22 protein-coding genes and 1 riboswitch are annotated in these 24,644 nt (G+C 57.0%); of the genes, 14 read left to right on the top strand and 8 right to left on the bottom strand.

The features are described from left to right. Positions 1 to 4: 4 nt before the first annotated feature. Positions 5 to 733: a 3'-5' exonuclease gene (locus Q4606_RS11275; protein WP_303596872.1), complete on the bottom strand. Its 729-nt coding sequence runs from the start codon at positions 731 to 733 to the stop codon at positions 5 to 7. After that, positions 726 to 2,600, bottom strand: a complete 1,875-nt coding sequence (locus Q4606_RS11270) for a DUF294 nucleotidyltransferase-like domain-containing protein (RefSeq protein WP_303596873.1) — start codon at positions 2,598 to 2,600, stop codon at positions 726 to 728. The genes Q4606_RS11275 and Q4606_RS11270 overlap by 8 nt, the downstream gene beginning before the upstream one ends. Positions 2,601 to 2,825: 225 nt before the next feature. Between Q4606_RS11270 and cobU the strand changes: the two genes are divergently transcribed. Beyond that, positions 2,826 to 3,341, top strand: a complete 516-nt coding sequence (gene cobU / locus Q4606_RS11265) for a bifunctional adenosylcobinamide kinase/adenosylcobinamide-phosphate guanylyltransferase (protein ID WP_303607570.1) — start codon at positions 2,826 to 2,828, stop codon at positions 3,339 to 3,341. Here the strand turns inward: cobU and Q4606_RS11260 are convergent. Continuing rightward, positions 3,322 to 3,945 (bottom strand): histidine phosphatase family protein, encoded by a 624-nt coding sequence (locus tag Q4606_RS11260; protein ID WP_303607569.1) that lies wholly within the window; start codon positions 3,943 to 3,945, stop codon positions 3,322 to 3,324. The two genes, cobU and Q4606_RS11260, sit on opposite strands and share 20 nt — an antisense overlap. Positions 3,946 to 3,959: 14 nt before the next feature. After that, a complete protein-coding gene (cobT, locus tag Q4606_RS11255) occupies positions 3,960 to 5,030 on the bottom strand; it encodes a nicotinate-nucleotide--dimethylbenzimidazole phosphoribosyltransferase (RefSeq protein WP_303607568.1) in 1,071 nt (356 codons plus the stop codon). Positions 5,031 to 5,185: 155 nt separating this feature from the next. Between cobT and cbiB the strand changes: the two genes are divergently transcribed. The 10 genes from cbiB (at position 5,186) to bluB (ending at position 16,224) form a co-directional block, all read left to right on the top strand. Next, the gene (gene cbiB, locus Q4606_RS11250) at positions 5,186 to 6,139 is read left to right on the top strand and encodes an adenosylcobinamide-phosphate synthase CbiB (protein WP_303607567.1); all 954 of its coding nucleotides are present in this window, start codon (positions 5,186 to 5,188) and stop codon (positions 6,137 to 6,139) included. Further along, positions 6,130 to 7,146 carry a threonine-phosphate decarboxylase CobD gene (cobD, locus tag Q4606_RS11245; RefSeq protein WP_303607566.1) on the top strand — a complete coding sequence of 339 codons (1,017 nt, stop codon included), beginning with the start codon at positions 6,130 to 6,132 and terminating at the stop codon, positions 7,144 to 7,146. Before cbiB ends, cobD begins: the two co-directional genes overlap by 10 nt. 35 nt (positions 7,147 to 7,181) lie before the next feature. After that, positions 7,182 to 7,392, top strand: a riboswitch (cobalamin riboswitch). Between the two features lie 162 nt (positions 7,393 to 7,554). Beyond that, a complete protein-coding gene (locus Q4606_RS11240; RefSeq protein ID WP_303607565.1) occupies positions 7,555 to 9,375 on the top strand; it encodes a TonB-dependent receptor in 1,821 nt (606 codons plus the stop codon). A 23-nt stretch (positions 9,376 to 9,398) separates the two neighbouring features. Beyond that, positions 9,399 to 10,298, top strand: coding sequence for a cobalamin-binding protein (locus Q4606_RS11235; RefSeq protein WP_303596880.1), 900 nt, complete (start codon positions 9,399 to 9,401; stop codon positions 10,296 to 10,298). A gap of 33 nt (positions 10,299 to 10,331) precedes the next feature. After that, positions 10,332 to 11,291 (top strand): iron ABC transporter permease, encoded by a 960-nt coding sequence (locus tag Q4606_RS11230; protein WP_303607564.1) that lies wholly within the window; start codon positions 10,332 to 10,334, stop codon positions 11,289 to 11,291. Beyond that, entirely contained in the window at positions 11,291 to 12,073 is a 783-nt protein-coding gene (locus Q4606_RS11225; protein ID WP_303607563.1) for an ABC transporter ATP-binding protein, read from the top strand. Before Q4606_RS11230 ends, Q4606_RS11225 begins: the two co-directional genes overlap by 1 nt. A 12-nt stretch (positions 12,074 to 12,085) precedes the next feature. Then, positions 12,086 to 13,414 (top strand): cobyrinate a,c-diamide synthase, encoded by a 1,329-nt coding sequence (locus Q4606_RS11220; RefSeq protein ID WP_303607562.1) that lies wholly within the window; start codon positions 12,086 to 12,088, stop codon positions 13,412 to 13,414. Then, positions 13,407 to 14,018 carry a cob(I)yrinic acid a,c-diamide adenosyltransferase gene (gene cobO / locus Q4606_RS11215; protein WP_303607561.1) on the top strand — a complete coding sequence of 204 codons (612 nt, stop codon included), beginning with the start codon at positions 13,407 to 13,409 and terminating at the stop codon, positions 14,016 to 14,018. The genes Q4606_RS11220 and cobO overlap by 8 nt, the downstream gene beginning before the upstream one ends. Before the next feature lie 2 nt (positions 14,019 to 14,020). Beyond that, positions 14,021 to 15,529, top strand: coding sequence for a cobyric acid synthase (locus Q4606_RS11210; protein WP_303596885.1), 1,509 nt, complete (start codon positions 14,021 to 14,023; stop codon positions 15,527 to 15,529). Continuing rightward, positions 15,526 to 16,224: a 5,6-dimethylbenzimidazole synthase gene (gene bluB, locus Q4606_RS11205; RefSeq protein WP_303596886.1), complete on the top strand. Its 699-nt coding sequence runs from the start codon at positions 15,526 to 15,528 to the stop codon at positions 16,222 to 16,224. Before Q4606_RS11210 ends, bluB begins: the two co-directional genes overlap by 4 nt. 13 nt (positions 16,225 to 16,237) lie before the next feature. Here bluB and Q4606_RS11200 read toward each other — a convergent pair whose 3' ends face one another. Together Q4606_RS11200 and Q4606_RS11195 are read right to left on the bottom strand one after the other, a co-directional pair. Continuing rightward, on the bottom strand, positions 16,238 to 17,653 hold the full coding sequence (locus Q4606_RS11200) for an ATP-binding protein (RefSeq protein WP_303607560.1): 1,416 nt from the start codon (positions 17,651 to 17,653) through the stop codon (positions 16,238 to 16,240). Then, positions 17,644 to 18,330, bottom strand: coding sequence for a response regulator transcription factor (locus Q4606_RS11195; RefSeq protein WP_303596888.1), 687 nt, complete (start codon positions 18,328 to 18,330; stop codon positions 17,644 to 17,646). The genes Q4606_RS11200 and Q4606_RS11195 overlap by 10 nt, the downstream gene beginning before the upstream one ends. Before the next feature lie 233 nt (positions 18,331 to 18,563). Between Q4606_RS11195 and Q4606_RS11190 the strand changes: the two genes are divergently transcribed. Genes Q4606_RS11190 through Q4606_RS11180 form a run of 3 tightly spaced genes read left to right on the top strand, consistent with a single transcriptional unit; the run spans position 18,564 to position 22,198 of the window. Then, a complete protein-coding gene (locus Q4606_RS11190) occupies positions 18,564 to 19,274 on the top strand; it encodes a thermostable hemolysin (protein WP_303596889.1) in 711 nt (236 codons plus the stop codon). Beyond that, a complete protein-coding gene (locus tag Q4606_RS11185) occupies positions 19,258 to 21,429 on the top strand; it encodes an AMP-binding protein (protein WP_303607559.1) in 2,172 nt (723 codons plus the stop codon). The genes Q4606_RS11190 and Q4606_RS11185 overlap by 17 nt, the downstream gene beginning before the upstream one ends. After that, on the top strand, positions 21,416 to 22,198 hold the full coding sequence (locus tag Q4606_RS11180; protein ID WP_303596891.1) for an SDR family oxidoreductase: 783 nt from the start codon (positions 21,416 to 21,418) through the stop codon (positions 22,196 to 22,198). The genes Q4606_RS11185 and Q4606_RS11180 overlap by 14 nt, the downstream gene beginning before the upstream one ends. On the opposite strand, the gene Q4606_RS11175 is transcribed toward Q4606_RS11180, so the two are convergent. Continuing rightward, positions 22,193 to 23,122 (bottom strand): F0F1 ATP synthase subunit gamma, encoded by a 930-nt coding sequence (locus tag Q4606_RS11175; RefSeq protein WP_303607558.1) that lies wholly within the window; start codon positions 23,120 to 23,122, stop codon positions 22,193 to 22,195. The two genes, Q4606_RS11180 and Q4606_RS11175, sit on opposite strands and share 6 nt — an antisense overlap. After that, complete coding sequence (locus tag Q4606_RS11170) at positions 23,106 to 24,629, bottom strand: F0F1 ATP synthase subunit alpha (protein WP_303607557.1); 1,524 nt, start codon at positions 24,627 to 24,629, stop codon at positions 23,106 to 23,108. Before Q4606_RS11170 ends, Q4606_RS11175 begins: the two co-directional genes overlap by 17 nt. Positions 24,630 to 24,644: the final 15 nt, after the last annotated feature.

Raw genomic sequence — 24,644 nt, 5'->3', positions numbered from 1 at the left:
GGCCTCAGAGCCACAAATCGCCAATAGGCGTTTGCGGGCTGAAGTGATGACGTATCTGGGCCTGCAGCAGTTCCGCCGTGGCAATGGCATCAATCAGCGCGTTATGGGCAGCGTAATGAGGCAGCCCATAACGCGTCCTGCTGTCGGCCAGGCGAATAGATATCGGTTTTTCACCAATCAGACGTTTGAAGAATGAAGGCTGCCGGTTCGGGTGCAGGTGCGCTTCAATGGCCATGGTATCGATTACCGGAAAACGTATGCCTTCATTGAGGCGGTACTGCAGCGCGACATTCAGAAATGGCCGTTCAATATGGCGGAAATGTACCACGGGAATACGGCCATTCAGGCTGGCAAAGACGTCATCAAGTATCTCTGACAGATCCGGTGCTTCTTCTATGTCGGCGTGGGTGATGCCATGAAAGGTAACCGACACCTGGTGTAATGGTAATCTGGGGCAGACAACCCAGTGCCTGGCCTGGCTAAGGTCAATGGCATCCAGCGTAAAGGGCACCAGCCCAATACTGACAATAGAGTGTCCTTCCGGGTCTAGGCCGGTGGTTTCAAAGTCCAGCGCCACCAAGGGTACTTCCGAGACATGTGTGTCGGGAGACACACAGCCGGCTTCGTAAAAAGCCTTCAGTACGCTTGCCTTGGCACGGTTTGCGAGGGCATGGTATTGCGCCGGCCACGGCAGGCGTTTGATCTCATCGGGCACGGTTGGCACTTCAGACATGCCGTGCCACCTGGGTGTTGTAACGGAACCTTAAAAACTTCTGGGCGTTGCTGACAACCTGGAAAGCATCCTTAAGATGGCTGCGCTCAAATGGCGACAGGTCTTCTGGTCTCACGTTGTTATCCGGTTCTTCGCCTGCCTCCAGCGACAGCGCCTGATGGCGAATACGAACAATAGAGATAAACTCCAGTGCGTCTCGCAGGTTGCCCAGATCGTCTTCAACAATAAGTTTGGTTTTGCTGATACTTTTCAGCCGCTCAAAGGAATTCTGTGCCCGGGATCCACAGGCCAGAGCGTGAATTCGGATAAGGTCAGACAGTGGAGCTGTGCCCCGACGCTTCAGGTTGAAGGTCTTCTGATGCTTGCCGTCTTCCTCGAGCACAAACGTGCGGAAAAAGCCTAGCGGCGGTGTTCGGTTGAGTGCATTGCGCGCCATGAGGGTCAGAAAAAGCTGGCTCTTGCTTGCCTTGTCTGCAACCAGAGTTTTGAGCTCTTCAGCAAATTTCGTATGGCCATGAATGCCGTCCAGATCGAAGAAGATGTTGCTGTTGAGCAGGGCTTCTGCCTTGGGGTTGTCAATCCAGTCAGTGAAGTAATTGCGCCAAACCTTCAATGGCTGGCGCCATTTGGGGTTGGTGGCCATGATATCTCCGGTGCAGTAGGTATAGCCGCACTCCGCCAGACCATCGGACACAAACTTCGCCAGCGCCAGAAAGTACTCATCGTGCTCTTCCGGCACGAAGCTGTCGTCAAGAATCATGGCATTGTCCTGGTCTGTTACCACCAGCTGCTCGTCCCTCGCCATGGAACCCAGTGCCATGAAGCAATACGGGATGGGTGGTGGGCCCAGTTCTTCCTCGCCCAACTCCAGCAGGCGTTGAGTAAAGCTGCGCCCAATGCCGGCCATGGCGCTGCCAATCATGTGCGAGTTGGCATCTTCATTCACCATGCGAACGAAGCTGTCACGCACATCATGGCTAATCTTTTTCAGACCTTTTACATGCTGCTGGTGGTAGATATTACTTACCAGGTACAGGCTGCTTTGGCTTTCGTACTTCACAATGTCCGCAAGCGCTACCACACCACGCACTTCATGGCCGTCCACCACCGGGAGATGGTGCACATTGTTATGCAACATGGTCAGCATGGCTTCAAAAATATAGCTACTGGCACGTATGGTAATCAGCCCTTCAGACATGATTTCGCTGATCGGTGTTTCTGAGGGAAGCGCTTCGGTCACGGCCCGGGTACGAAGATCACGGTCAGTGATGATGCCCGCCAGGCGCGCGTTTTCACCCTCGCCATCCATTAACAGCAGAGCCGATACACCGTTATCTGTCATTATGCGCGCAGCTTCCTGCAGTCGCACGGTTGTTGGGGCAGACACGGTTTTTCTGGAAATCAGGCGGGTTACGCGGGACGTCATCAGTTCGTTGGATTTCTCTCTGCGCGAGAGTGCAGAGCGCAAGCGGCTGCGATCTTCAATTTCCACAAAGTCTGCAAAGTTTTCGTCGTTTTCAAACAGATAATGAAAGGTATCCGCTGGAATGCGGTAAAGCAGGGTATCTTCCAGTGCCTTTGCCGGGAACCGCACCTTCCGCTGCATCAGCAGGCCGAACTGGCCGAAGATCTCCCCTTCCCCTATTCGGTTATAGAGCTCACCGGACCGGCGAAAAATTTCCACAGCACCGCTGCGCACATAATACATGTAGGTGCTGGCCTGCCCGGTTTCCAGTATCTGGGTCCCCGCACGTACATAACTGATTTCAATACTGGCCGTGAGCTGATTGACCAGCTCCTCCGGCATGTCGTCAAACGGCGAATGCTGGACAAGGTGGTTACGGATGTCGATCAGTTCAGGCTGCATGCGGTCTCCCAGGTGGAATAGAAAATGCCTTCGCAAAACTATAGCAGAAACCCGAGGTTGGGCGGTGGAGCCTCTGGTAAAAGACGGTATCATCTCAAGGCTGGTCTGGTGCCGGTCAGTCACTTCGGCGCGGGTCAGGTCATGGTCTTGCCTGTGGGGCGTTTTTGCTTTGCGGCGCAGTCACCGGTTAGCATTCTTTTTTGGCTCTAAGAGAAACACGCGAACATGCATACCCTGGTTCTTGGCGGCATCCGTTCCGGTAAGACTGCACTTGCAGAGAAGTTGGCGTCCGCCTCAGATAGCACGGTGGTGTACCTTGCTACAGCAACTGCGGGCGACGAGGAAATGCGGGCGCGTATTCAACGTCACCAGCAACAGCGCCCGCCTGCCTGGGGACTGGAGGAGGAGCCTCTGGCTCTGGCCGGGGTTCTTGGCCGCCATGCACAAGCCCCTGACGCGCCCTGCCTCCTGGTGGACTGCATGAGCCTTTGGGTAAGCAACCTGCTGCACGCGGGAGCGGAAACATTTGCCCGGGAGCGGACAGCGTTTTTGGAACAGGTGAGCAGCTATCCCGGTGACCTGGTGATCGTCAGTAACGAAGTCGGATTGGGCACTATCGGGATGGACCCACTTACTCGCCGCTTTGCTGACGAGCTGGGTTGGTTGAATCAGGCGCTGGCAACGCTGAGTGGCAAGGTGGTGATGAGTATCGCTGGCTTGCCTATGGGTTTAAAGCCGTGAAGACTCCGTGTGCCACGAGGCTCTGAAACCGCCCGTGGACCGAGGTGTTGACCTGAATCCTGCTGCGACAGGCATAAGGCGTCGTCAGCCCGGAGAACGCATGTTCCAGCGGAATGTTCATAGCGTCAGCAACGATCATCCGTATCACGCCACCGTGGCAAACAATCAGAATGTTCTGGCCGGCAAGCGCCTGCTGCCAGTGGTGCCAGCACTCTACAACACGCTCGTTGAAGTCCGTTACCCGCTCACCACCCGGGGGTGTGTTGGTAACCGGGTTAGCCCAGAACTGGCTGAGCTTCTCTCCATCGCTGGCCATTACTTCATCTGCGGTGCGGCCTTCCCATTCCCCGAAACTGATTTCCCGGAGGCGTTCGTCAGTGTGCAGTGGGGTCTGCAGGCGGTTCGCCAGTTCCCGTGCAAAGTGAGCGCAGCGCAGCATGGGTGAGGTGAGAACTGCATCCCAGCGGTCGGCTCCGGTAATGGCGCCGCGCATTTGCGCCCATCCAGTGTCGCTCAGGGGGTCGTCTTTGCTACCACGGTACATGGGGCCGCCCTCGGGTTCGCCGTGGCGAAGGAGGTCGAATACCGTTGTGCTATCAACCATAGTGACTGTCCTTTTTATTGCTGCTCTTTATCGCTGACCCCAGCGTCTGCAAAGCTGGCCATGTTGTTGTGCAGCTCACAGGCAATTCTCAGAAGAGGAACGGCAACGGCAGCTCCGCTACCTTCGCCAAGGCGCATTCCGAGATCAAGCAGGGGCTCAGCCTTCAGGGCATCCAGAACAGCCTGGTGGCCGGGTTCGGCAGAGCGGTGGGCGAATAGCAGCCATGAACGGACGCCGGGTTGCTGGTTGACCGCAACCAAAGCGGCAACCGAAGCAATGTAGCCATCTATCAACACTGGAATAGATCGCGCCGCGCATCCGGCGATGGCACCCGCCAAAGCTGCAATCTCAAAACCACCAAAAGCTTTGAGTACAGCGATCGCATCCTGGCCATCGTCATCGTTATCGTGGCGTTGAATAGCAAGGATGATGACTTCAGCTTTGTGACGGACACCGGCCAAATCCAGACCCGTACCTGGCCCGGTCAGCTTCATCGGGTTCTTTTCCATCAGCGCGCAGGCAACGGCCGTTGCCGAGGCCGTATTCCCTATGCCCATTTCACCACCAATAAACAGTTGGCAGCCGTAATCTGCAGCTCTTTGTGCCGTGGCGTCACCGTGGTTCAGGGCGGCGCTTGCCTGCTCAGCAGTCATTGCATCGATTACCGAAAAGTTACGAGTACAAGGCGCAATGTGAGCATCTATCACACCGGGTAAACCCGGTGGCACGTCCGAGACTGTGCCAAGATTGACAACTTCGAGCTCCGCGCCCAGCGATTTTGCCAGCACACTGATGGCGGCGCCACCACGGGCAAAGTTGGCAATCATTTGTGCCGTAACCGCCTGAGGATATGCTGAAACTCCCTCCTCACAGATACCGTGATCGCCTGCAAACACGCTGATCTGGACACGATCAAGCGCTGGAGTGGCTGTGCCCTGAAGGCCGGCGAGCTGAATCGCCGCGTTTTCCAGCTTGCCCAGTGAACCGGCGGGCTTGGTTAGCATACTTTGCCGCTGCGCGGCCTGCTCAAAGAAACGCGCCTCGGGTTGCCGGGGAGGGGTGGTCCAACTGCTGGGAAACGACATTACACATACCTTTATGCATCAAAGTACCGTAAATCAGGGTCTGCTTACGGTTAGCGGGGCTTGGGTTCATTGGAGTAAGGTGTCGGATCATACTCCGACCGGGTGCAATGAGGTAGGCTTGAGGGCTTAACCTTCTCTTTGTCCCGGGAAAATCTGTGTTGTTTGCTCCTTTCGTAGTCTGTGTGTTGGCTCTTGCTCTTGACCGTATGCTGGGCGAGCCTCGCCGCCTGCACCCGGTTGTCGGGTTCGGGCGCCTGGCGGCGGTTGTTGAAAAGACGCTTAATGTCACACCCGGTACACCCCGTCGTAGCCTGTGGGCAGGCTGTTTAGCGGTGCTTGTGCTAACGGGGCCGGTGTTGTGCCTGGCGGTCTGGGCGACCGTGGTACTAGATAGTTTGTTGCTTTTGCTGGCTCAGGCAGTCGCGCTCTGGCTGGCTATGTCGCTTCGAGGGCTGACTGAGCATGGCCGGGCGGTAGCCGAGCCACTGCATGAGGGCGATCTTGCCGGAGCGCGTGAGCAGGTCAGTCGCATTGTCAGCCGGCAGGCAAGCGCACTTGATGAACAAGGTGTAGCCGCCGCAGCCACTGAGTCCATGCTGGAGAATGGGGCAGATGCAGTGTTTGCCAGCCTGTTCTGGTTTCTTGTTGCGGGAATTCCCGGTGTTGTCATGCATCGAATGGTGAATACGCTGGATGCCATGTGGGGATATCGCAACCCGCGGTTTCTGTATTTCGGTCGGGCGGCAGCGCGGCTGGATGACGTGATGGGATGGGTTCCGGCAAGGCTGACAGCATTCACGTATACGGTGTTGGGCAATCGTAAGCTGGCCTGGTGGTGCTGGCGCAATCAGGCACCACAATGGGATAGCCCCAATGCGGGACCCGTTATGGCTGCGGGCGCTGGGGCACTGAATGTCCGGCTTGGCGGACCCTCACCCTATCCGGGTGGCATGAAACAACGCCCGATTCTGGGCGGTGGGCAAGACGCGAGCCCGGCAAGCGTTGAGTCAGCCATCAAATTGGTGAGCCACGGTATCTGGCTCTGGCTTGGTATTTTGCTCGCCGCTACAGTGCTTGTCTTTTTAGTGGTGTGGGTAAAATGGTATTAGACCACGGTGGGCGGTTGAACGAAGCCGCAAAACGCTGGGGCATTTCCCGTTCAGAGTGGCTTGATTTGTCCACCGGCATAAACCCGGTTGGCTGGCCAGTGCCTGACATACCGGCTGAGGTGTGGCAAAGGCTGCCCGAAGCCGATGACGGGCTGGAGGAAGTTATCCGCGAGTGGTCTGGTGCGTCGCCCTCAGCAGCCTGCGTGCCAGTGCCTGGCAGCCAGGCGGCTATTATGGCTTTACCGGGATTGCGTAACCCCTGCCGTGTCGGCATTCCCGAACCTGGTTACCGTGAGCACGGGTATAACTGGCGCAACGCCGGTCATACGACCATACCCATCGGGCCCGAACAGACCCGCTGTGGCCTTTCAGGTTGCGATGATCGCTGGCTTGACCAGGTCGACGTACTGGTCTGGATTAATCCCAATAACCCTACCGGAAAAATTATTCCTCCCTCCACATTGCTACGCTGGCACCAGCGGTTGCAAAAGCGAGGTGGCTGGCTGGTTGTCGATGAGGCATTTATGGATGCCACGCCGGCGTTCAGTCTCTGTACCCAGGCCGGACGGCCGGGTTTGATCGTTCTTCGTTCGCTTGGAAAGTTTTTTGGCCTGGCGGGGGTACGGGCGGGTTTTGTTCTTGCGGATGACTGGATTGCGGGTAACCTGAGGCAGGCACTTGGACCCTGGGCTCTTAGTGGCCCGGCGCGGTATGTGATGCGCCAGGCCTTGCGGGATAAAGGCTGGCAAAGCAAGGCGCGCGTCAGCTTGCAACAGAATATGGGTAGGCTGAGGGAAGTGCTGCAGGAAGCCAGGCTCACTCTTGTGGGTGGCACCGTTCTGTTTCAGACGGTTCGTGCAGACAATCCAGTGATCCTGGCAGATCAACTGGCTGCACAGGCGGTGCTGGTCCGGGTTTTTGAGCAACCGGGGATGCTCCGGTTTGGCGCGCTTGCCAATGAGAAACAATTGAGACAACTCATGGGCGCCCTTGCGGTCAGTACCTGAGATTAGTCATTGACCAGACATTAACGCGTTGTTAGCCTTTGAGCTCGTTTGTAGGTGCTGTTGTAGCGCAATCATCGTCGCTGCCGCAGTGAAACGGGAAGCCGGTTAAAGTCCGGCACTGCCCCCGCAACGGTAAGTGAGAGAGCGGCGAAGAGAGATGCCACTGTGCGCAAGCATGGGAAGGTTACGCTGCTCGGTTGTATAAACTCACGAGTCCGGAGACCGGCCTGTAAACACACCGAGCGCTGCGGAGGGCAGTTACGGTGGGTAAACACCGGCCTGTTTTACGGGATTTCCCCACCTTAGAAAAGCTTCACTCTGGTCATCTGCCAGAATTAGCTCCCCCCTTTGCAGAGCACCTAACAATTGGCCATGCGGGTGCGCGTGGCGAGTCTGTGAGTGCATTTAATGAAAGTTTCCCTGTCAGTTGCCAGTGTTCTGGTATTCCCTTTTGCATTTAGTCCCCTCTCGATTGCGGTTGCGCAAGAAACCCAGTCTTCTCAGTTAGATCCGATTGTTGTCACAGCAACCCTTGGCCCCAGGACGGTCGGCGAGAGTCTTGCCTCCGTTACCGTGGTTGATGAAGAAGAAATTCGGTCCAAAGCTCCTGCCGAGTTTTCCGATCTGCTGCGCGGTCAGCCAGGCATCAGCGTGACCGGTAACGGTTCTTTCGGAAAGACAACAAGTGTGTATACCCGTGGCGTCCAGAATGCCGGTACCGTTTTACTTGTTGATGGCGTGAAACTGCATTCTGCAACGGGCGGCGGTGCGCCATGGCAGTATTTCCCCACAGAGCTCATTGAACGAGTGGAAATTGTGCGGGGCCCCCGCAGCTCGCTCTATGGAGCAGATGCCATGGGTGGTGTGGTGCAGGCGTTCACACTGGATCCCGAACAGGGTAAGCGAGGCTGGGTTGAGGCGGGTGCAGGAAACTTTGATACCCAAAAGGTCAGTGCCGGTGCTTCTGCTTCGGTCGGCAATACACGCTTCAGCCTGAGCGGCCTGCATAAGGAAAGCGACGGCACAGCGATTGTTGAAAACGGCGAAGACAAGGGGTTTCGCAATACCGCCGGGCTTGGCCGGGTAGTGCACGCTCTGGATAACGGCGGTGAAGCGAGCATCATGCTGCTGCAATCTGAAGGGAACACCGAGTACGAGGGCGGCAACATTGATTACATGATCCGCACTATTGGTCTTGGGCTGATGACACCGCTGAGTGAAAGCTGGCAAATGGGTATTCAGTTCGCGGAATCCCGCGATGAATCGGAGTCGTTCAGCACCTATGGTGAAAGCACCTATAACACCCGATTGCGAGAGGCCCGGTGGGATAATACCTTTTCTTTCGATGTCCATGAGCTGGTTGTAGGCGCTGAGCTGCAGCAGGATGAAGTTAGCAGTTCACAAAACTATAGTGAAACCTCGAGAACAAATACGGCACTGTTCAGCCAGTTGCGTCTGAATTTTGGCCCGGTGGATGCGCAGCTGAGCCTTCGCGGCGACGACAATGAAGCCTACGGAACCAATGAAACCGGAGGGGTGGCGCTCGGTTATAAAATGGACCGATCTCATCGCCTGCGTGCGAGCTATGGCACCGCGTTCAGGGCCCCCACATTTAATGACCTCTACTGGCCTCTGTCATTCAATTACCAGGGCAATCCCGACCTGGAGCCGGAGGAGTCCGAAAGCTATGAGCTTGGTGCCAGCGGTAACTATCAACGATGGTTTTGGGATCTTGCCTTGTATCAGATGGATGTCGACAACCTGATTGGTTCCGGGCAGATCGGGGGTGTTGATACACGGGTGAACGTGGATGAGGCGAGAATTCGTGGAGCAGAGTTTGGCGGCGGTTATGAATATAACGGCTGGCGTGCAGCGGTGGCACTCACTTATATGGACCCTGAAGACCGTGATACCGGCAACCAACTGGCCCGCCGCACCAAACAATCGGCCCGTATTGACCTGGACAAGGCCGTCAATAACTTTGCGTTTGGCGGCTCTGTGGTCGCCGAAGGACATCGCTATGATGATGCCGCCAATACAGACCGACTGGCCGGGTTTGGAACTATTGACCTGCGCGCCGGCTGGGATTTCGCACCCAACTGGAATACCCGCCTGACGCTCGCCAATGTGCTGGATAAGGAATACTCGACCGCCAGATATTTTGATGGTCGGAAATACATCGCTGCAGGTCGAACAGCCATGCTGTCGGTTCGTTACGACATACAGTAAACCTCGAAGGCAGGAGTATGTGTGTGAGTGTTCACCGGCAGAGTATCAGAGTTGCACTGGGCTTTTTGATCGTGTTCGTTGTGCAGACTCTGTCGGCCGGCGAGGTACAACGATGCGCTATTGATGACATGGGCAAGGAACTCTGCCTCCCTGCCCCTGCTCAGCGCATAATCACTTTGTCTCCGGGGGCGACGGAGCTGACATTTGCGGCCGGTGCCGGTGCCAAGGTGGTTGCGGTCGTTAATTACAGCGATTACCCCCCGGAAGCTCTCAAATTGCCCTTGGTTGGCAGCCACACCCGGGTGGATATGGAGGCGCTGCTCGCGCTCAAGCCAGACCTGGTTGTCACTTGGGTAACAGGAAACCCACCGGCACAGATTGAGCTGCTAGGAGAATTGGGTATTCCCATGTTTGCGATCGAGCCTCGCACTTTCGAAGGGGTTTCCAGTGTTATTGAACGGCTTGCCACCCTGGCGGGAACTGAACAGGCGGGCCTGGCTGAAGCCGAGCGTTTTCGCGTGGGTATTGCCGCTTTGTCAGAGCAGTACCGTAATGCAGAACCAATACCTGTTTTCTATCAGGTCTGGGAGCAGCCTTTGATGACCATCAACAACGATCACCTGATTGGTAAGGTGCTTCAGTTGTGTGGTGGTGTAAATGTATTCGGCGAAATGCCGCGGCTGGTTCCCCGAATCAGTTCTGAGGTTGTGCTGCAGGCCGATCCCCACGCCATTCTCACTGGAAGTGTTGAGGGTGTCAGTGATGGTCAGCTGGATAGCTGGAAGCAGTATTCGGAGCTGACCGCCGTGAAAAAGAAGAATCTCTTTTTTGTGCCGGCCTCACCCATTTCACGGCCTACGCCCAGATTGCTTGAGGCCACCAGAATTGTTTGTGACTACCTGGATAGTGCACGTGAGCATTGATAACACAGAGATGAACCCTCAGGTAGCTGAGCAATGATCCGTCCGTTGCTGAGTCTCGGATTTCTGGCATTGGTTGCCGTTGTGCTGGCTTTGGGCCTGGGCAGCGTCACTGTCCCGCTGCCTGAGATCTGGCAGGTCATGCAGGGTGAAGGCAGTGCGCTGAACCGCGCACTGTTATTGGAGCTGCGCCTGCCTCGCACTCTTGCGGCGTTTGCTACCGGCGGCTTGCTGGCTGTGGCTGGCGCGCTGATGCAGGTGCTGTTGCGTAACCCGCTGGCTGACCCCTATGTGCTCGGGCTATCTGGTGGCGCGGCGGTAGGTGCGCTGCTGGCCATGCTGGCGGGAATGGGGACAATCCTGATATCAGGGTCGGCCTTTGCTGGCGCCTTGCTGGCAACCCTTCTGGTCTTCGGCCTCGCCCATGGTACTGGCAGTTGGACGCCTTCCCGACTTCTGCTGACTGGTGTGGTTGTGGCGGCTGGCTGGGGTGCCGTGATTACGCTTATGCTGGCAATCACGCCCTCATACAAACTCCCGGGTATGCTTTACTGGTTGATGGGTGATGTCTCATATGCCCGCACGCCCTGGCCTGCATTGATTGTTCTGGTTTTATCCATTGTGCTGATTATGCCGCTTGCGCGTAACCTGAATGTACTTGCGCGTGGGCCTATGCAGGCCGCAGCGCTCGGCGTCTCAGTACGCCCGCTGGAATGGACGATTTATCTTCTTGCCAGCCTGCTGACGGCTACCGCGGTGACCACCGCAGGCAGCATCGGTTTCGTAGGCCTGATTGTCCCTCATATGCTCCGGCTGGTTCTTGGTAATGACCAGCGGATTATTCTGCCGGCCAGTGCCCTGGTAGGAGGGACCTTGCTGGTGCTGGCAGACACGCTTGCACGAACAGTGATTGCTCCGGAGCAGTTGCCTGTTGGTGTAATCACCGCGTTGTTGGGCGTGCCTACATTCCTTTATCTGTTGCACCGGAGCCGATGATGAGCAGGCTGCGCAGTCGCGATCTCGTCATTAATGTACCGGGCCGATCGGATGGTTTTTCTCTGAACCTGAACATCGAACCCGGCCAGACCTGGGGTGTGCTCGGCCCTAACGGAGCCGGGAAAACGACATTGTTGCATACACTTGCAGGTCTGCTACCCGCCCGCCATGGTGAGGTGGTACTTGATGACACCCTTCTGAAAGATCTGAAGCGCCGGGATATTGCTCGACAGATGGGGCTGGTTTTCCAGGAACGCCAGGATAGTTTTCCCGCCACCGTGATGGAAACCGCTCTCATTGGCCGTCACCCATGGTTGTCGCCATGGGAGAGCGAACAGGGTGAAGATCAGGCTCTGGCGGAGCAGGCATTGACAGCACTGGAGGTCGACCATCTGTCCGATCGCTTGCTGACCACTTTGTCTGGAGGTGAGCGTCAGCGTGTTGCTATCGCCACGCTGATGACCCAGAACCCGGATATATGGCTGTTGGATGAGCCCACCAACCATCTGGACCTGCATCATCAGGTCAAGGTGATGAATCTGCTTCAGGACCAGGCTCAATCCGGAAAAGCAGTATTTATGTGCCTGCACGACCTCAACCTGGCAGCTCGATGGTGCAGTCATGTTCTGCTTCTATACACCAACGGTGATGCCTGCTGGGGCCCCGCAGATTCAATGCTGGAACCGTCTGCACTGGAGAAATTGTATAACCAGAAACTCATCACCGTGGAGGCCGATGGCGCACCGCTATTCGTACCTGTGCGTTCCGGGTCGAACCTCTGAAATGGTTAATCTATGACTGTATCCATACCGGCCGTAATGATTACCGCCCCTGCCTCCGGGCAGGGTAAATCCATGGTAACGGCCGCTCTGGCCCGGCTGCACCGGAACGCCGGTCGCAGGGTGCGCGTGTTCAAGCATGGTCCGGATTATCTCGATCCGATGATGCTTGAGGTGGCATCAGGCCAGCCGGTCTACCAGTTGCACCCCTGGATGACCGGCGAACACGAATGTCGCTGGCGCGTGGCGGAAGCCGCCCGTGAGGCTGACCTGATTCTGATTGAAGGGGCGATGGGGCTGTTTGATGGCGATCCGTCCAGTGCTGACCTTGCCAAACTGCTGGGTATTCCTGCGTTGCCAGTGATTGACGCCGGCGGTATGGCGCAGACCTTTGGCGCACTGGTACTGGGACTGGCCCATTTTGATCCCGAACTGTCGGTGTATCAGGTGATCGCCAACAAAATCGGCAGCCCCCGCCATGGCGCTATGTTGAAAGAAGGCCTGCCTCAGGGCATCAGTTTGCTGGGGGCCATTCCCCGGAGCGAGGCAATGCAGATTCCGGACAGGCACCTGGGCCTGTTGCAACCGGCTGAACTGGGCAACCTTGACCAGCAGCTTGATGCGGCGGCTGCGGTGCTCGAAGCTGCGGGCCTTGGTGAGTTACCCAAGGCTGTTACGATCGCCCCGGTTGAACCAGTCAAACCAGAGGCTTTGCTCAAAGGTGTGCGCATTGCGGTTGCCCGTGATCTTGCCTTCAGCTTTATCTATCGTGCGAACACAGACCTGCTGACGGCGATGGGTGCGGAGCTGCAGTATTTTTCGCCGCTGGCGGATTCGCAGCTACCGCTGGCAGACGCCCTTTGGCTCCCTGGTGGTTATCCTGAACTTCATGGCAGCACTCTGGCCAACAATACCGCTATGGCTGAAGCGATCCGTGGGTTCTATGATGCCGGCAAGCCGATACTTGCAGAGTGCGGCGGTCTGATGGCTTGTGCTGAAGAGTTGTCCGATAAAGACGGCGTTGTGCACAGAATGCTGGGGTTGATCCCGGGCCGCTCGAATATGGAAAAACGCCTGCAGGGCATAGGCCTGCAAAGCCTGACCACCCTCGGAGGTGAGCTCCGTGGGCATACCTTCCATCGCTCATCACTGGATACGTCCTGGCGACCGGTCGCTCATGCCTGGAAACAGGCAGGCACGAGTGGTGAGGCGGTATTCCGTGAAAAAGGTCTCGTGGCCAGCTACTTCCACGGTTATTTCCCATCGGCTCCTGCCCTTGTTGCTGCATTGTTCAGAGGCCAGCCGCTGACATTTCACAATGACACGGAGAAGACTCATGCGTGAACGCGCAAAAGACCCCGAACGCCATGCCAAACGTATGGCGGCCAAGCAAAAAATCATGCAGGAACGTATCGCCAGTGCCCAGAACGAACAGGGTGTTTTGCTGGTATTGACCGGTCCCGGTAAAGGCAAGAGCAGTTCCGGCTTCGGCATGGTTGCCCGTGCGCTTGGCCATGGTATGAAAGTCGGCGTTGTGCAATTTATCAAAGGTGCCTTCAGTACCGGTGAAGAAGCCTTCTTCCGGGATCTGCCCGGCGTGGATTACCACGTGATGGGTCAGGGCTACACGTGGGAAACCCAGGACCGCGAACAGGATGTGGCGTCTGCCAATGCTGCCTGGGATATTGTTGCCGGCATGTTGAAAGACGACAGTTATGATCTGATTTTGCTGGACGAGCTGAACATTGCGCTGAAATACGACTACATAGATCTGGATCGTGTGCTGGATGATCTGCAGGGCAGGCCCGCTATGCAACACGTGGTCGTCACCGGACGAAATGCGCCCCAGGAACTGATCGACATCGCAGATACCGTCACCGAAATGGGCGTCGTGAAGCATGCCTTCAAGGATCAGGGCATCAAGGCTCAGAAGGGCGTCGAGCTTTAATCATGACCACGCTGATGATCCAGGGCACCACATCCGACGCCGGTAAAACCACCGTAGTTGCCGCCCTGTGTCGTTGGCTTGCCCGGCAGGGTGTGTCGGTGGCGCCATTCAAACCGCAGAATATGGCCCTGAACAGCGCGGTTACCGTGGATGGAGGGGAAATAGGCCGCTCCACGGCGTTGCAGGCACTGGCGTGTGGCCTTGAGCCTCACAGCGATATGAACCCTGTATTGCTGAAGCCGCAAAGCGATTGTGGCGCCCAGGTAATTCTGCGCGGGCAGGTACACGGCAATATGGACGCGCTGGATTATCATGCGTACAAAGCCGAGGCCAAGGTTGCGGTCATGGACGCCTGGCATGCACTCAGTGAACGCTATGATGTGATCATTGCTGAAGGTGCTGGCAGCCCTGCAGAAATTAACCTGCGTACCAACGACATTGCCAACATGGGCTTTGCAGAAGCGGCCGATTGCCCGGTGTTGTTGGTCGGGGATATAGACCGGGGCGGTGTGTTTGCCCAGTTGGTGGGTACGCTGGAGCTGATTTCCGCCAGTGAGCAGGAGCGTACAAAAGGTTTCATTGTTAATCGCTTTCGCGGTGATATCAGCTTGCTGGAACCAGGCCTGGAGTGGCTCACTGAACGCACCGGCAAGCCAGTGGTTGGCGTGCTGCCTTACCTTCATGGCCTCATCGTGGATTCTGAAGACAGCATTGGTATCTCTGGCACCTGCGAAGCCGAATCGCTGAATGTGATTGTGCCGGTGCTGCCGCGCATCAGTAATCACAATGATTTTGACCCCTTGCGCCTGCATCCCGGCGTAAATCTCCGGTTCATCGGCCCCGATCAACCCATCCCTGCTGCCGATCTGATTATCCTGCCCGGCAGTAAAAGTACCCGCACTGATCTGGCTTTCCTCAATGCTCAGGGCTGGGTGCAGGCTATTCACAAACACTTGCGCTACGGCGGCAAGGTTTTTGGTATTTGCGGTGGTTTTCAGATGCTGGGTGAGCGTGTTGACGACCCGGGTGGGCTGGAAGGCCAGAAGGGCACAACGGAAGGCCTGGGGTTGCTGGAAATGACCACCACCATGATTGCTGGTAAACATCTGAGAAATGTTAGTGGCACCCTGACCCTCCGGGCGGGTGACCCCCGCGGCAGGAGTGCGGTTTTCAAAGGCTACGAAATGCACAACGGTGTGAGCCATGGCGCGGCTCTAGCACATCCGTTGGGCCTGATGGCTGGCAACAACGAAGGTGCAATCAGCGCCGATGGCCAGGTGGCCGGCACCTATGTGCATGGAGTATTTGACGAGCCGGCGGCGTGTGAAGCATTGCTGCAATGGGCCGGGCTGAACCGCTCAGGCGCCGCTGTAGACTACCAGCAGCACCGTCTTACCCAGCTTGACCGGTTGGCGGACCAGGTTGAACACTATCTGGATACAGACTGGTTGTGCGGGCTGCTGGGCGTAAAAGAAGCATCAACTAATTCCGGCCATGGAAAGCGGTCATGAGTGATCCTAACCGTCCTTTCAGCGAAGACGAGCGTAGTGGGCTTTACCGCGCTATTTTTGAACGCCGTGATGTTCGCTCCGAGTTTCTGCCTGATCCCATTCCCCGGCCTGTGCTGGCGCGCCTGCTGAAAGCGGCGCACCACGCGCCGTCGGTGGGTTTTATGCAGCCATGGGATTTTATCCTGATTGACAGCCTGGACGTGCGTCAGCAAGTGCTGGCCAGCTATAACCAGGAAAATGCCAAAGCCGCTAATAACTACGGTGGTGAACGTCAGCGAACCTATCTCAGTCTGAAATTACAGGGCATTGTCGAAAGCCCTATGAACCTGTGTATTACCTGTGACCGCAACCGGGGCGGCAGCCATGTTCTGGGACGTAACTCCATAGTGGATACGGACCTTTTCAGTACCTGTCTGGCTGTTCAGAACTTGTGGCTGGCGGCGCGGGCGGAAGGTATCGGCGTGGGCTGGGTGAGCATTCTCGACCAGAGCACACTGGCGCGGATTCTGAAACTGCCGGATAACGTCTACCCATTGGCCTATTTATGTCTTGGCTATGTCAGCGAGTTTGCTGATCAGCCGGAGCTGGAAACCCGGGGCTGGCGTTCGCGGATGCCTTTGAATGAACTGATGCATGGCAACCTTTGGGGCCAGTCGCTGGACGACAACACCCTTCTGGACGCGCTGAAGCCATAGAGCCCGGTTTAGTCTAAGGTTCACTGATGCAAGGCATAGTGTGTGCCGGCAGCCACAGACTGACACAGAGTCCGGTTTGCCCGTCAGGCCGGGCATCCAGGGTCAGTTGGCCGCCGTGTAGTTCCGCAATCCGCCGTGCAATTGCCAGCCCAAGCCCTGCACCGCCGCCATGCCGCTGGTCGAGGCGGACAAAGCGGCTGAGTGCCCTTTCCCTATCCTCTGTTGCAATGCCTGGCCCCTGATCGCACACAGTAACGTGATACCCGTTACCGGAGGCCTCCAGGCGAGTTTCTATCAGAGTGTGCTGCGGGCTGTACTGAATGGCGTTGGCCAACAGAGATCGCATCAGGGTATTGATCAGGGCGTCATGGCAACTCACCAGAGCCTGGCCAGCATCGTTATGAAGTAGTGGCTCCATATGTTTTTTCAGCGCCAGGGGGGTCACATCCGCAATACTTTGTTCGATGATTTCTGATAGATCGTGTTTCTGGGGTGAAAAGCCGGCGCCTGAGTCGACCCGGTTCAGCAGCAACATTTGCTCCACCAGATGTGTCATGCGGTCAACCGATTGAATCAGGGGCTGGAATTGCTGCGGATCTTTGTCCCAGGCTTTTTCCAGATTCAGTCGCAAAGCTGCCAGCGGTGTCCGCAGTTCATGGGCTGCATCGGCCGAAAATCGGCGCTCCCGTTCCAGGGCCAGATTCAGTCGCTTGAGCAGGCTATTCACGGCTTGTACCAGACCGGCCACTTCCTTTGGTGCCTGTCTGTCATCCAGGGGATGAATACGTTCCGGAGCCATATGGCGTATAGGCCGCTCCAACCGACGCAGGGGGCGGAACCCGATATGAATGGCAGCACTGGCGGCCAGCAGCAGGAGCGGCAAGGCAACCAACAAAGGCAGAACGTTGCCCAGGGCCAGCTCCTGGCTCAGTTCCCCGCGAATATCTTCCCGCTGAGCGGTTCTGATCCAGAAACCTGTAGCGGGATCCTGAAGCGTGAACGTCCGCCAGTTGTACCCCTGGGATTCGGCCCATGAGTAGCCTGGCGTCAGGCCTTCGGTGTCATCGGCCTTAAGTGTGTCCAGCAGAGGCGTGCGGCCGGGCGTCCAGACCTCAAAGGCCAGCTTCTTTTCGTATTTGTGTCCCGCGCCGCCGGGCAGAATTTCGTCATTGTCTGCATCAGACTCAACGTCCTTGTCGAGTGGCAGCGCCAGTGTTTCAGTGAGGGTTTGCGATAACAGCTCGAGCGATTGTGTGTCTGCAAGGTGGCGAACCAGCCCCTGGACAATCCGTGTACTCTGCGCAAGTTCGGCGTCGAACAGCTCTTCCAGTTCATGATTGCTTTCAATATAGCTCCAGGCTGCGGCTATCAGGGCAAATAGCAGAACCGTGGAAGTAACCAGCAGTGTGAGAGTGCGGGTCAGGGACATTCCGGAGCTCCACAAGCTGCCTGGCTGTCCAGCAGATACCCAACGCCGCGGATGGTGCGGATTGTGGTTTTGCCGATTCTGCGCCGGAGATGGTGGATATGCACTTCCAGGGCGTTGCTTTCAGCTCCCGGCTCCCAGCCATAGAGCTGTTCTTCCAGACGCCGGCGAGTGGCCACCTGGTCGGGATGACGCATCATGTACTGGAGGATCTGGAATTCACTGCGGGGTAAGGTGTCTGTCGTCGAGCCGGTGGTGAGCTGGGCCGAAGCCGGGTTCAGCGTAAGCTGGCCTACGATCAGTTCGTCGCTGGTTGCCGAAGATCTGCGACGGGTAACGGCACGGATCCGGGCTTTGAGTTCGGCCATGGCAAACGGCTTGGTTACGTAATCGTCTGCACCAGCATCCAGGCCCTGCAGTTTTTCTTCCAGCTCAGCGCGGGCGGTCAGGATGATAATGGGCAGTTGATTGCCTTGTTGTCGGGTCTGCCGAACTATCTCAAGGCCATCGACCCGTGGCAGGGTTAAATCCAGTATGGCCAGATCAAAATGATCGTCTGCCAGGGCATTCAGCGCCTGTTGACCATCATCCAGCCAATCCACAGTGTGTTGATCGCCCCGCAGCATATCCAGCATGGTGCTGCCCAGCAGCTGATCGTCTTCTACCAATAATATGCGCATCAAGCGGGATCCGTGTTGTGGGAAGCCTGTGCAAATTCACACTCTTCTAACTGTATTCTACAGCGGCTTTCTTAAGCCACCCTTAACGGGTGCTCGCAATCGGTGATCGTGGGGAGCCTTAACGCCGACTTAAGAATTCTCTCCCCGGGACTTAAGCCTGACTTAAGGATTGTGCCCTAACCTGATTGCTCACTATATCGGGTACCCCGCCCGAAAGCTGTTGGAGAGCGCATATGACCGACCCGCTAACAATGTCTACCTGTTGCCCACCGGATTCACCGGAGCTGGTTCCGGCTCTTCGCTGTGCCGGGCGCTGGCTTAGCGAAATCACCCCCGACACGGCATTGGCGGCTGCGGTTACGGATTTTATCCGGCGGCGGTTTCTGCAGGCCTATGGAGCTGAGCCCTCGCTGCGGATTCCGCGGTTGTTGGCTCTGACATCTGCTCAAGGAGCGCTGTTGGCGGCGGTAGGCGTTCGCAATGCGGATCGCGAACGTCTGTTTCTTGAAGATTACCTGTCGGTTCCGGTCGAAACTGTAATGCCGGTGGCGGATATTGCGCGTCATCAGATAGCAGAGATTGCCCATCTGGCGGGTGTTGAGGCCGGTGTCAGCCGCTACCTGTTTGCGTCACTGACGGTATGGTTGCAGCGCGCGGGTTACGTATGGGTGGTCTGCACTGGCACCGGCCAGTTGCGAAACAGTTTTCATCGCATGGGGATTGCTACGCGAGTGTTGGCTGAAGCGAACCCGGAGGACCTACCCGATGGCGGCGCCGGTTGGGGCCGCTACTACGATCAGCAACCGATGGTGTTGGCTATCAAAGTGGCGGACAGCCTCAGTGCTTTGCGGCAGACGGGGTTTTTACGGCGAATTCACCCAGCGTCCTCCGGCACAGGTTCGGATTTTTTAAAGCAGGGAGGCGCTTATGGACGCCTTGCCTGAGTTGCTCAAGCGCCAGACACTGACGCACCCGTCGCGCATTGCTTTGCGCGGGCGGGACGCGGCATTGAGTTATCAACAGATGATGCAGATGGCAGAGGCGGTCGCCGAGCAGCTCAGCCTGCGTGGCATAAAGCGTGTCGGTGTCTGCGGCGACAACAGCCTGGCCTGGATTCTGGCTGACCTCGCCTGCTTGTTAGCGGGTATTGTTTGTGTCCCGGTACCGGTGTTCTTCTCGGAATCCCAGACCACCCATCTTATCAAGCAGGCGGGGCTGGACGGTTTGTTGCGCAGTGACGAAGTCAGTGAATACGAGCTGTTGGGCCACGGCGTCTGGTTGCGCACCCTGCCCGTTGCCGCAGAAGTACCCGGGATGCCGGTCGGCACAGCGAAAATCACGTTTACTTCCGGCAGTACCGGAACGCCAAAAGGTGTGTGCCTGTCGGTCAGTCAGATGACGGCAACTACGCTCGCTTTACAAGAACGGCTGGCAGGCGTCGAATTGCAAGCGCACCTGTGCATCCTGCCACTGGCGACATTGCTGGAGAATATCGCAGGAGTCTATTTGCCCCTGCTCATGGGCGCCACCGTCAGGGTTGAGCCACTGGAGAGTCTGGGCATGAGCGGCAGCAGTGGTCTGAACCTGAGCAAACTGGTTGAAGGTGTTAATCGAAGCCGCCCGCATTCATTGATTCTGGTTCCAGAGTTGGCGATGGCACTTGTTGGTGCCGCAGAGAGGGGCCAGCTTGACGCTGATTCGTTGCGGTTTCTGGCGGTTGGTGGCGGTCGGGTGTCGCCAGAGCTTCTGGCTCGTGGCCGGGCTGCCGGATTACCCCTTTACGAGGGGTACGGACTCTCGGAGTGCAGTTCTGTCGTGGCATTGAACGTGCCAGGCGCTGACTGTGACGGCAGCGTGGGCAGACCCCTGTCACACATTGATATCAGGGTGGGCTCTGACAGCCATATCCTGGTTCGTGGTAATACTCACCTGGGCTATCTTGGCGATGACCATGAACAGGCTGAATGGCTGGACACCGGTGACCTGGGCGCACTCCGCCCGGAAGGCTTTCTTTCGATCGATGGCCGTTCGAAGAACCTGCTGATCACCAGTTTTGGTCGCAATATAAGCCCCGAGTGGCTGGAAAGCGAACTGGTGCAGGGTTTGGGGGTTCCGCAAGCCGTGGTGTTCGGCGATGGCGAACCTCAGCCAGCGGCAATGATTACGGTAACCGATGGGCGCTCACCTGTAGCCCTTGCAGGTCCGTTAAAAGCGCTCAACCAACGTTTGCCGGACTATGCACGCCTGGCCGCGGTGTATATCCGTCGTCAACGGTTGAACTCCTCCGAGGGCTTCATCACGGAGAATGGCCGCCCGGTGCGGGCACGTATTCAAGAACAGTTGCCAACTCTGGTGGCACAGGCGTTTCCATTATTCCTTTCGACATCATGTACCAATCAGCCAGGAGAACTAAAAATGGCCTTTTTTGACAGACTGCAGCAGGAAACCGCACAAGCACGTGCTCATGTAACCGGTGCGCCGGTTGTTAGTGCAATCAGGGATGGTTTTTTCAGTCTTGAATCGTACACCTGGTTCCTGACACAGGCTTTTCATCACGTTAAGCACACGGTGCCTTTGATGATGGCCTGCGGCGCCAGGCTGCCCCAGCGAACGGAGTTCGTCCGTAAAGCGTTGGTCGAATACATCGATGAAGAGTACGGCCACCAGGAGTGGATACTGAATGATCTGGCGGCCTGTGGTGCCAACAAGGAAGCGATTCGTGAGGGCAAGCCGGATCTCTCCATCGAGCTCATGGTGGCCTACTTGTACGATCAGATTAGTCGGGGTAATCCGGCGGCATTCTTTGGCATGGTTCAGGTACTTGAGGGTACTTCGATTGAACTGGCCACACCTTTGGGAGAGCAGATTCAGAAACTCCTGGGGCTTCCAAACCAGGCGTTCAGTTACCTGTATTCTCACGGTGCACTCGATCAGGACCATTTTGAGTTTTTCCGAAACCTGATGGATGGCATCACCGAACCGGATGATCAACAGGCGATTATAGATGCCGCGCGAGTGGTCTATCGGCTTTACGGCGATATGTTGCACAACATCCCGTTGCCTAGCCGTCGTCAGGAGCATTGTCATGAGGCTGCATGATCGTGTTTTCCTCCTGTTGGGCGGAACCGGCGGGATTGGCAAGGCACTGGCCGAATCGCTGCTTCAGGAGGGGAACCGTATTATCGTGGTTTCCCGACACCCGGAGCGCATCAGTCGTCGGGAAGGGATAGTCCCCGTGTACCTGGATCTAGCCGCGGCCGATCTGGCGTCACAGTTGGTGCGTCTGACAGAGGCTTACCCGGATATTGACGGCGTGATCCATTGCGCCGGCCAGAATTGCTTTGCCGGACTGGCGGTAATGTCGGTGGATGAACTCGATGCCCAGCTTAATGTAAACCTGCGCTCTGCCGTGCTGGCCGCCAGGCATTTTGCACCCAGGTTTGAGAAGGCGGGCAGCGGCGACCTGGTATTTGTGGGTTCGACTTTTGGTAGTATCGGATTCCCTGGATACACCGCCTACTGTGCCACCAAGTTTGGCCTTCGGGGGTTTACTGAGGCTTTGCGCCGGGAACTGGCGGATACCGCCGTTCAGGTAGTCTACGTAGCGCCGCGGGCGACAAATACTGAGATGAATCCGGAGGCAGTAAATGCGCTGAATCGCGCACTGGGGAATCGCGTTGATAAACCTCAGGCGGTGGCAGCGGCCATTCTCAAGGCTATGAAGCGTGATGAACGCCGTCGGTTCCTTGGCTGGCCGGAAAAATTGTTTGTGGTCATTAACGGCATATTGCCGCGTATTGTTGATAAAGCCATGCTGAAACAGTTGCCGCTGGTTCGGCGTTTTCTCAATGCAAAACCCGCGTCATGATTTGCGGGGTTTTGACGCTGTCCTGGCAGGCTGCAAGGCTTCTGGGCGTCGTTTTTTTTGCAAGGCCTCGAACCCTATGATCACATCCATCAGTTCGTTAGTGATTTCAGTTTGTCTTACGGATCTCAGTTCGCCTTTTACATCCTCGATACGCTCATCCACCGACTGTTCCGCCTGCTGCATAAGGGCCAGCCGAGCGGCGTTTTCGGTCACCATGGCTTCTGCGGAAGCGCGAAAAACACTGGCGAAAATATGGCTGCGAATCAGTGATGACAGCAGGGCTTCAGCCTCCATGGTGTAATCCGGAAGCGAGCGGGAATTCCAGTATTTCTCGCGCTGTAACAGCCCAGGCTCCAGAGGCAGGAGCCGAAGTGTGACGGGTTCGCGCGCGCCGTGTTCGCCGCGCTGGGTAAACGCGAGGGTAACACCCAGTTGATACAGAGGTTGGCCCCGGCTGAAGCGATCTATACGAGTCACAATGTCACCAGCCAGGCGGCCAATACCGTCGGCAGACGCTGGCGGAAGCAGTACGGCGTCGGGTGTCAGGCCCTGATCATCGAGAGCATCATTCATTTGTGCCCCAATGCAGAGCAGGCGATGCTTGCTGGAAGCTTGTAATTGGCTGTTCTGCCTGACCACTGCCGCCAGAATCTCGTTGTAATTGCCACAGAGTCCGTGGTCGGATCCGAAAACGATAAACAGATGCTCAAGAGCCTCAACCTGTCGCAGGTGAATCTCACCAGTTCGGTAGGCGAACGCCTCGAACCCCTGAAGAATGGTCTGATGATAGGCTTCGATCGAGCGGGCAGCGTGTTCATAAGGAGTCGCGTTGATGGCCGACAAGGTCTTCATGGTGTGAACTATGCCGCGAATACTGGTCAGTGTGTTGCTGTGACGAGACAGGGTTTCAAGCGTCTGAGCCATGGCTGACCTCGCGTGCGGTACGGATAATCAAGGCCCGGTCTTCTTCGCTCAGCCCCCTGTTTTCGCCGATGCGCTCGTCGATTATCTGTAATTGTTTTTGCGCAACGGCGCGGATACGGGTCATGGCATCGGCCAGCTGCCCTTCCGACATTGCATCGAAAAGGCCTTCCATAGCTGCAATCAGAACAGCCAGTTGCTCGGCGGCAGGCATGGGGTCGCGCTCAGCCTGGCGGAGCGCATTGCGCACAGCGGCGCCACGGACCAGACGGGCGCGCGTGGCATCGTCCAGACGTGTTCCAAAGCGCGCAAAGTCTTCCAGCTCCTCAAATTGCGACAGGGTAACCCGCAGGTTGCCAGCCACTTCGCGTAACGCGCGGGTCTGGGCTTTACCGCCTACCCGAGAGACGGACAGGCCAAGATCAACGGCAGGGAACTGGTTTTTGCGTACCAGCCGCGGCGACAGATAGATCTGGCCATCGGTAATGGAGATGAGGTTGGTCGGGATATAGGCCGACAGGTTCTCTGCCTGGGTTTCAACTACGGGCAAAGCGGTAATCGAGCCGCCGCCAGCCTCCTGAGTAAACTGGCCGGCACGCTCCAGCAAACGAGCATGAACGTAGAAAATATCGCCGGGGAAAGCTTCACGCCCTGGTGGCCGCCTTAACAGTAACGACAGTTCCCGGTAAGAGCGGGCGTGATGTGTCAGGTCATCAAAAATCACCAGCACGTCCCGGCCCTGATCAGAAAAGTACTCCGCCATGGCCATGGCGGCATAGGGTGCGATGTAGGCCAGACCGGGTGTTTCTTCATCGCCTGCAGACATAACCACACTGCGGGCCAGCATCTTGCCTTTTTTCAAGGCACCGATTGCCCGGGAGACTGAATCACCACGCTGGCCAATGGCACAGTAGATACAGGTGACGTCTGAACGCGTCTGGTTGAGTATGGTGTCTATGGCGATGGAGGTTTTCCCGGTCTGGCGGTCCCCGATGATCAGCTCGCGTTGACCCAGACCAACAGGCACAGCAGCATCGATGGCTTTGATACCGGTTGCCAGCGGGCGGAAGATGGCCGAGCGGCTGAGAATTCCCGGAGCTTCTGCTTCAATAGGATGCTCGGCGACCGCCGCAACAGGCCCCAGGCCGTCCCTTGGTCGGCCCATGGCATCAATTACACGGCCCAGTAGTGCAGGGCCAACCGGAACACTCACGACCTTTCGGGTGCGGCGTACATCTTCACCCAGGGTAATAAGCTCTGACGGCCCGAGCAGGATCACGCCCAGCCGGCCTGGCTCAAGGTCCAGGGCAATGCCGCGCACGCCGCATTCAAACACCAGGAGTTCATCTGCCAGTGCACGGGCGAGGCCGGTGACGACCGCAACGCCGTCGCCCACTTCGGTGACTGTGCCAACTTCAGTCAGTACCGGTGCGGGCGCAGGTGTTGCGAGCAGGGCTTCCCGCCAGGCGTCAAAGGGTTCAGTTGCAGGCAGTTCAGAACGGTTTTTCATCGTACTTTATCTATC

It is taken from the genome of Marinobacter sp. 1_MG-2023 (genome assembly GCF_030549045.1).
Taxonomy (GTDB): Bacteria; Pseudomonadota; Gammaproteobacteria; order Pseudomonadales; family Oleiphilaceae; genus Marinobacter.
The sequence above is the reverse complement of the archived record's forward strand: the minus strand, read 5'-3'. Positions and strand labels throughout refer to the sequence as shown.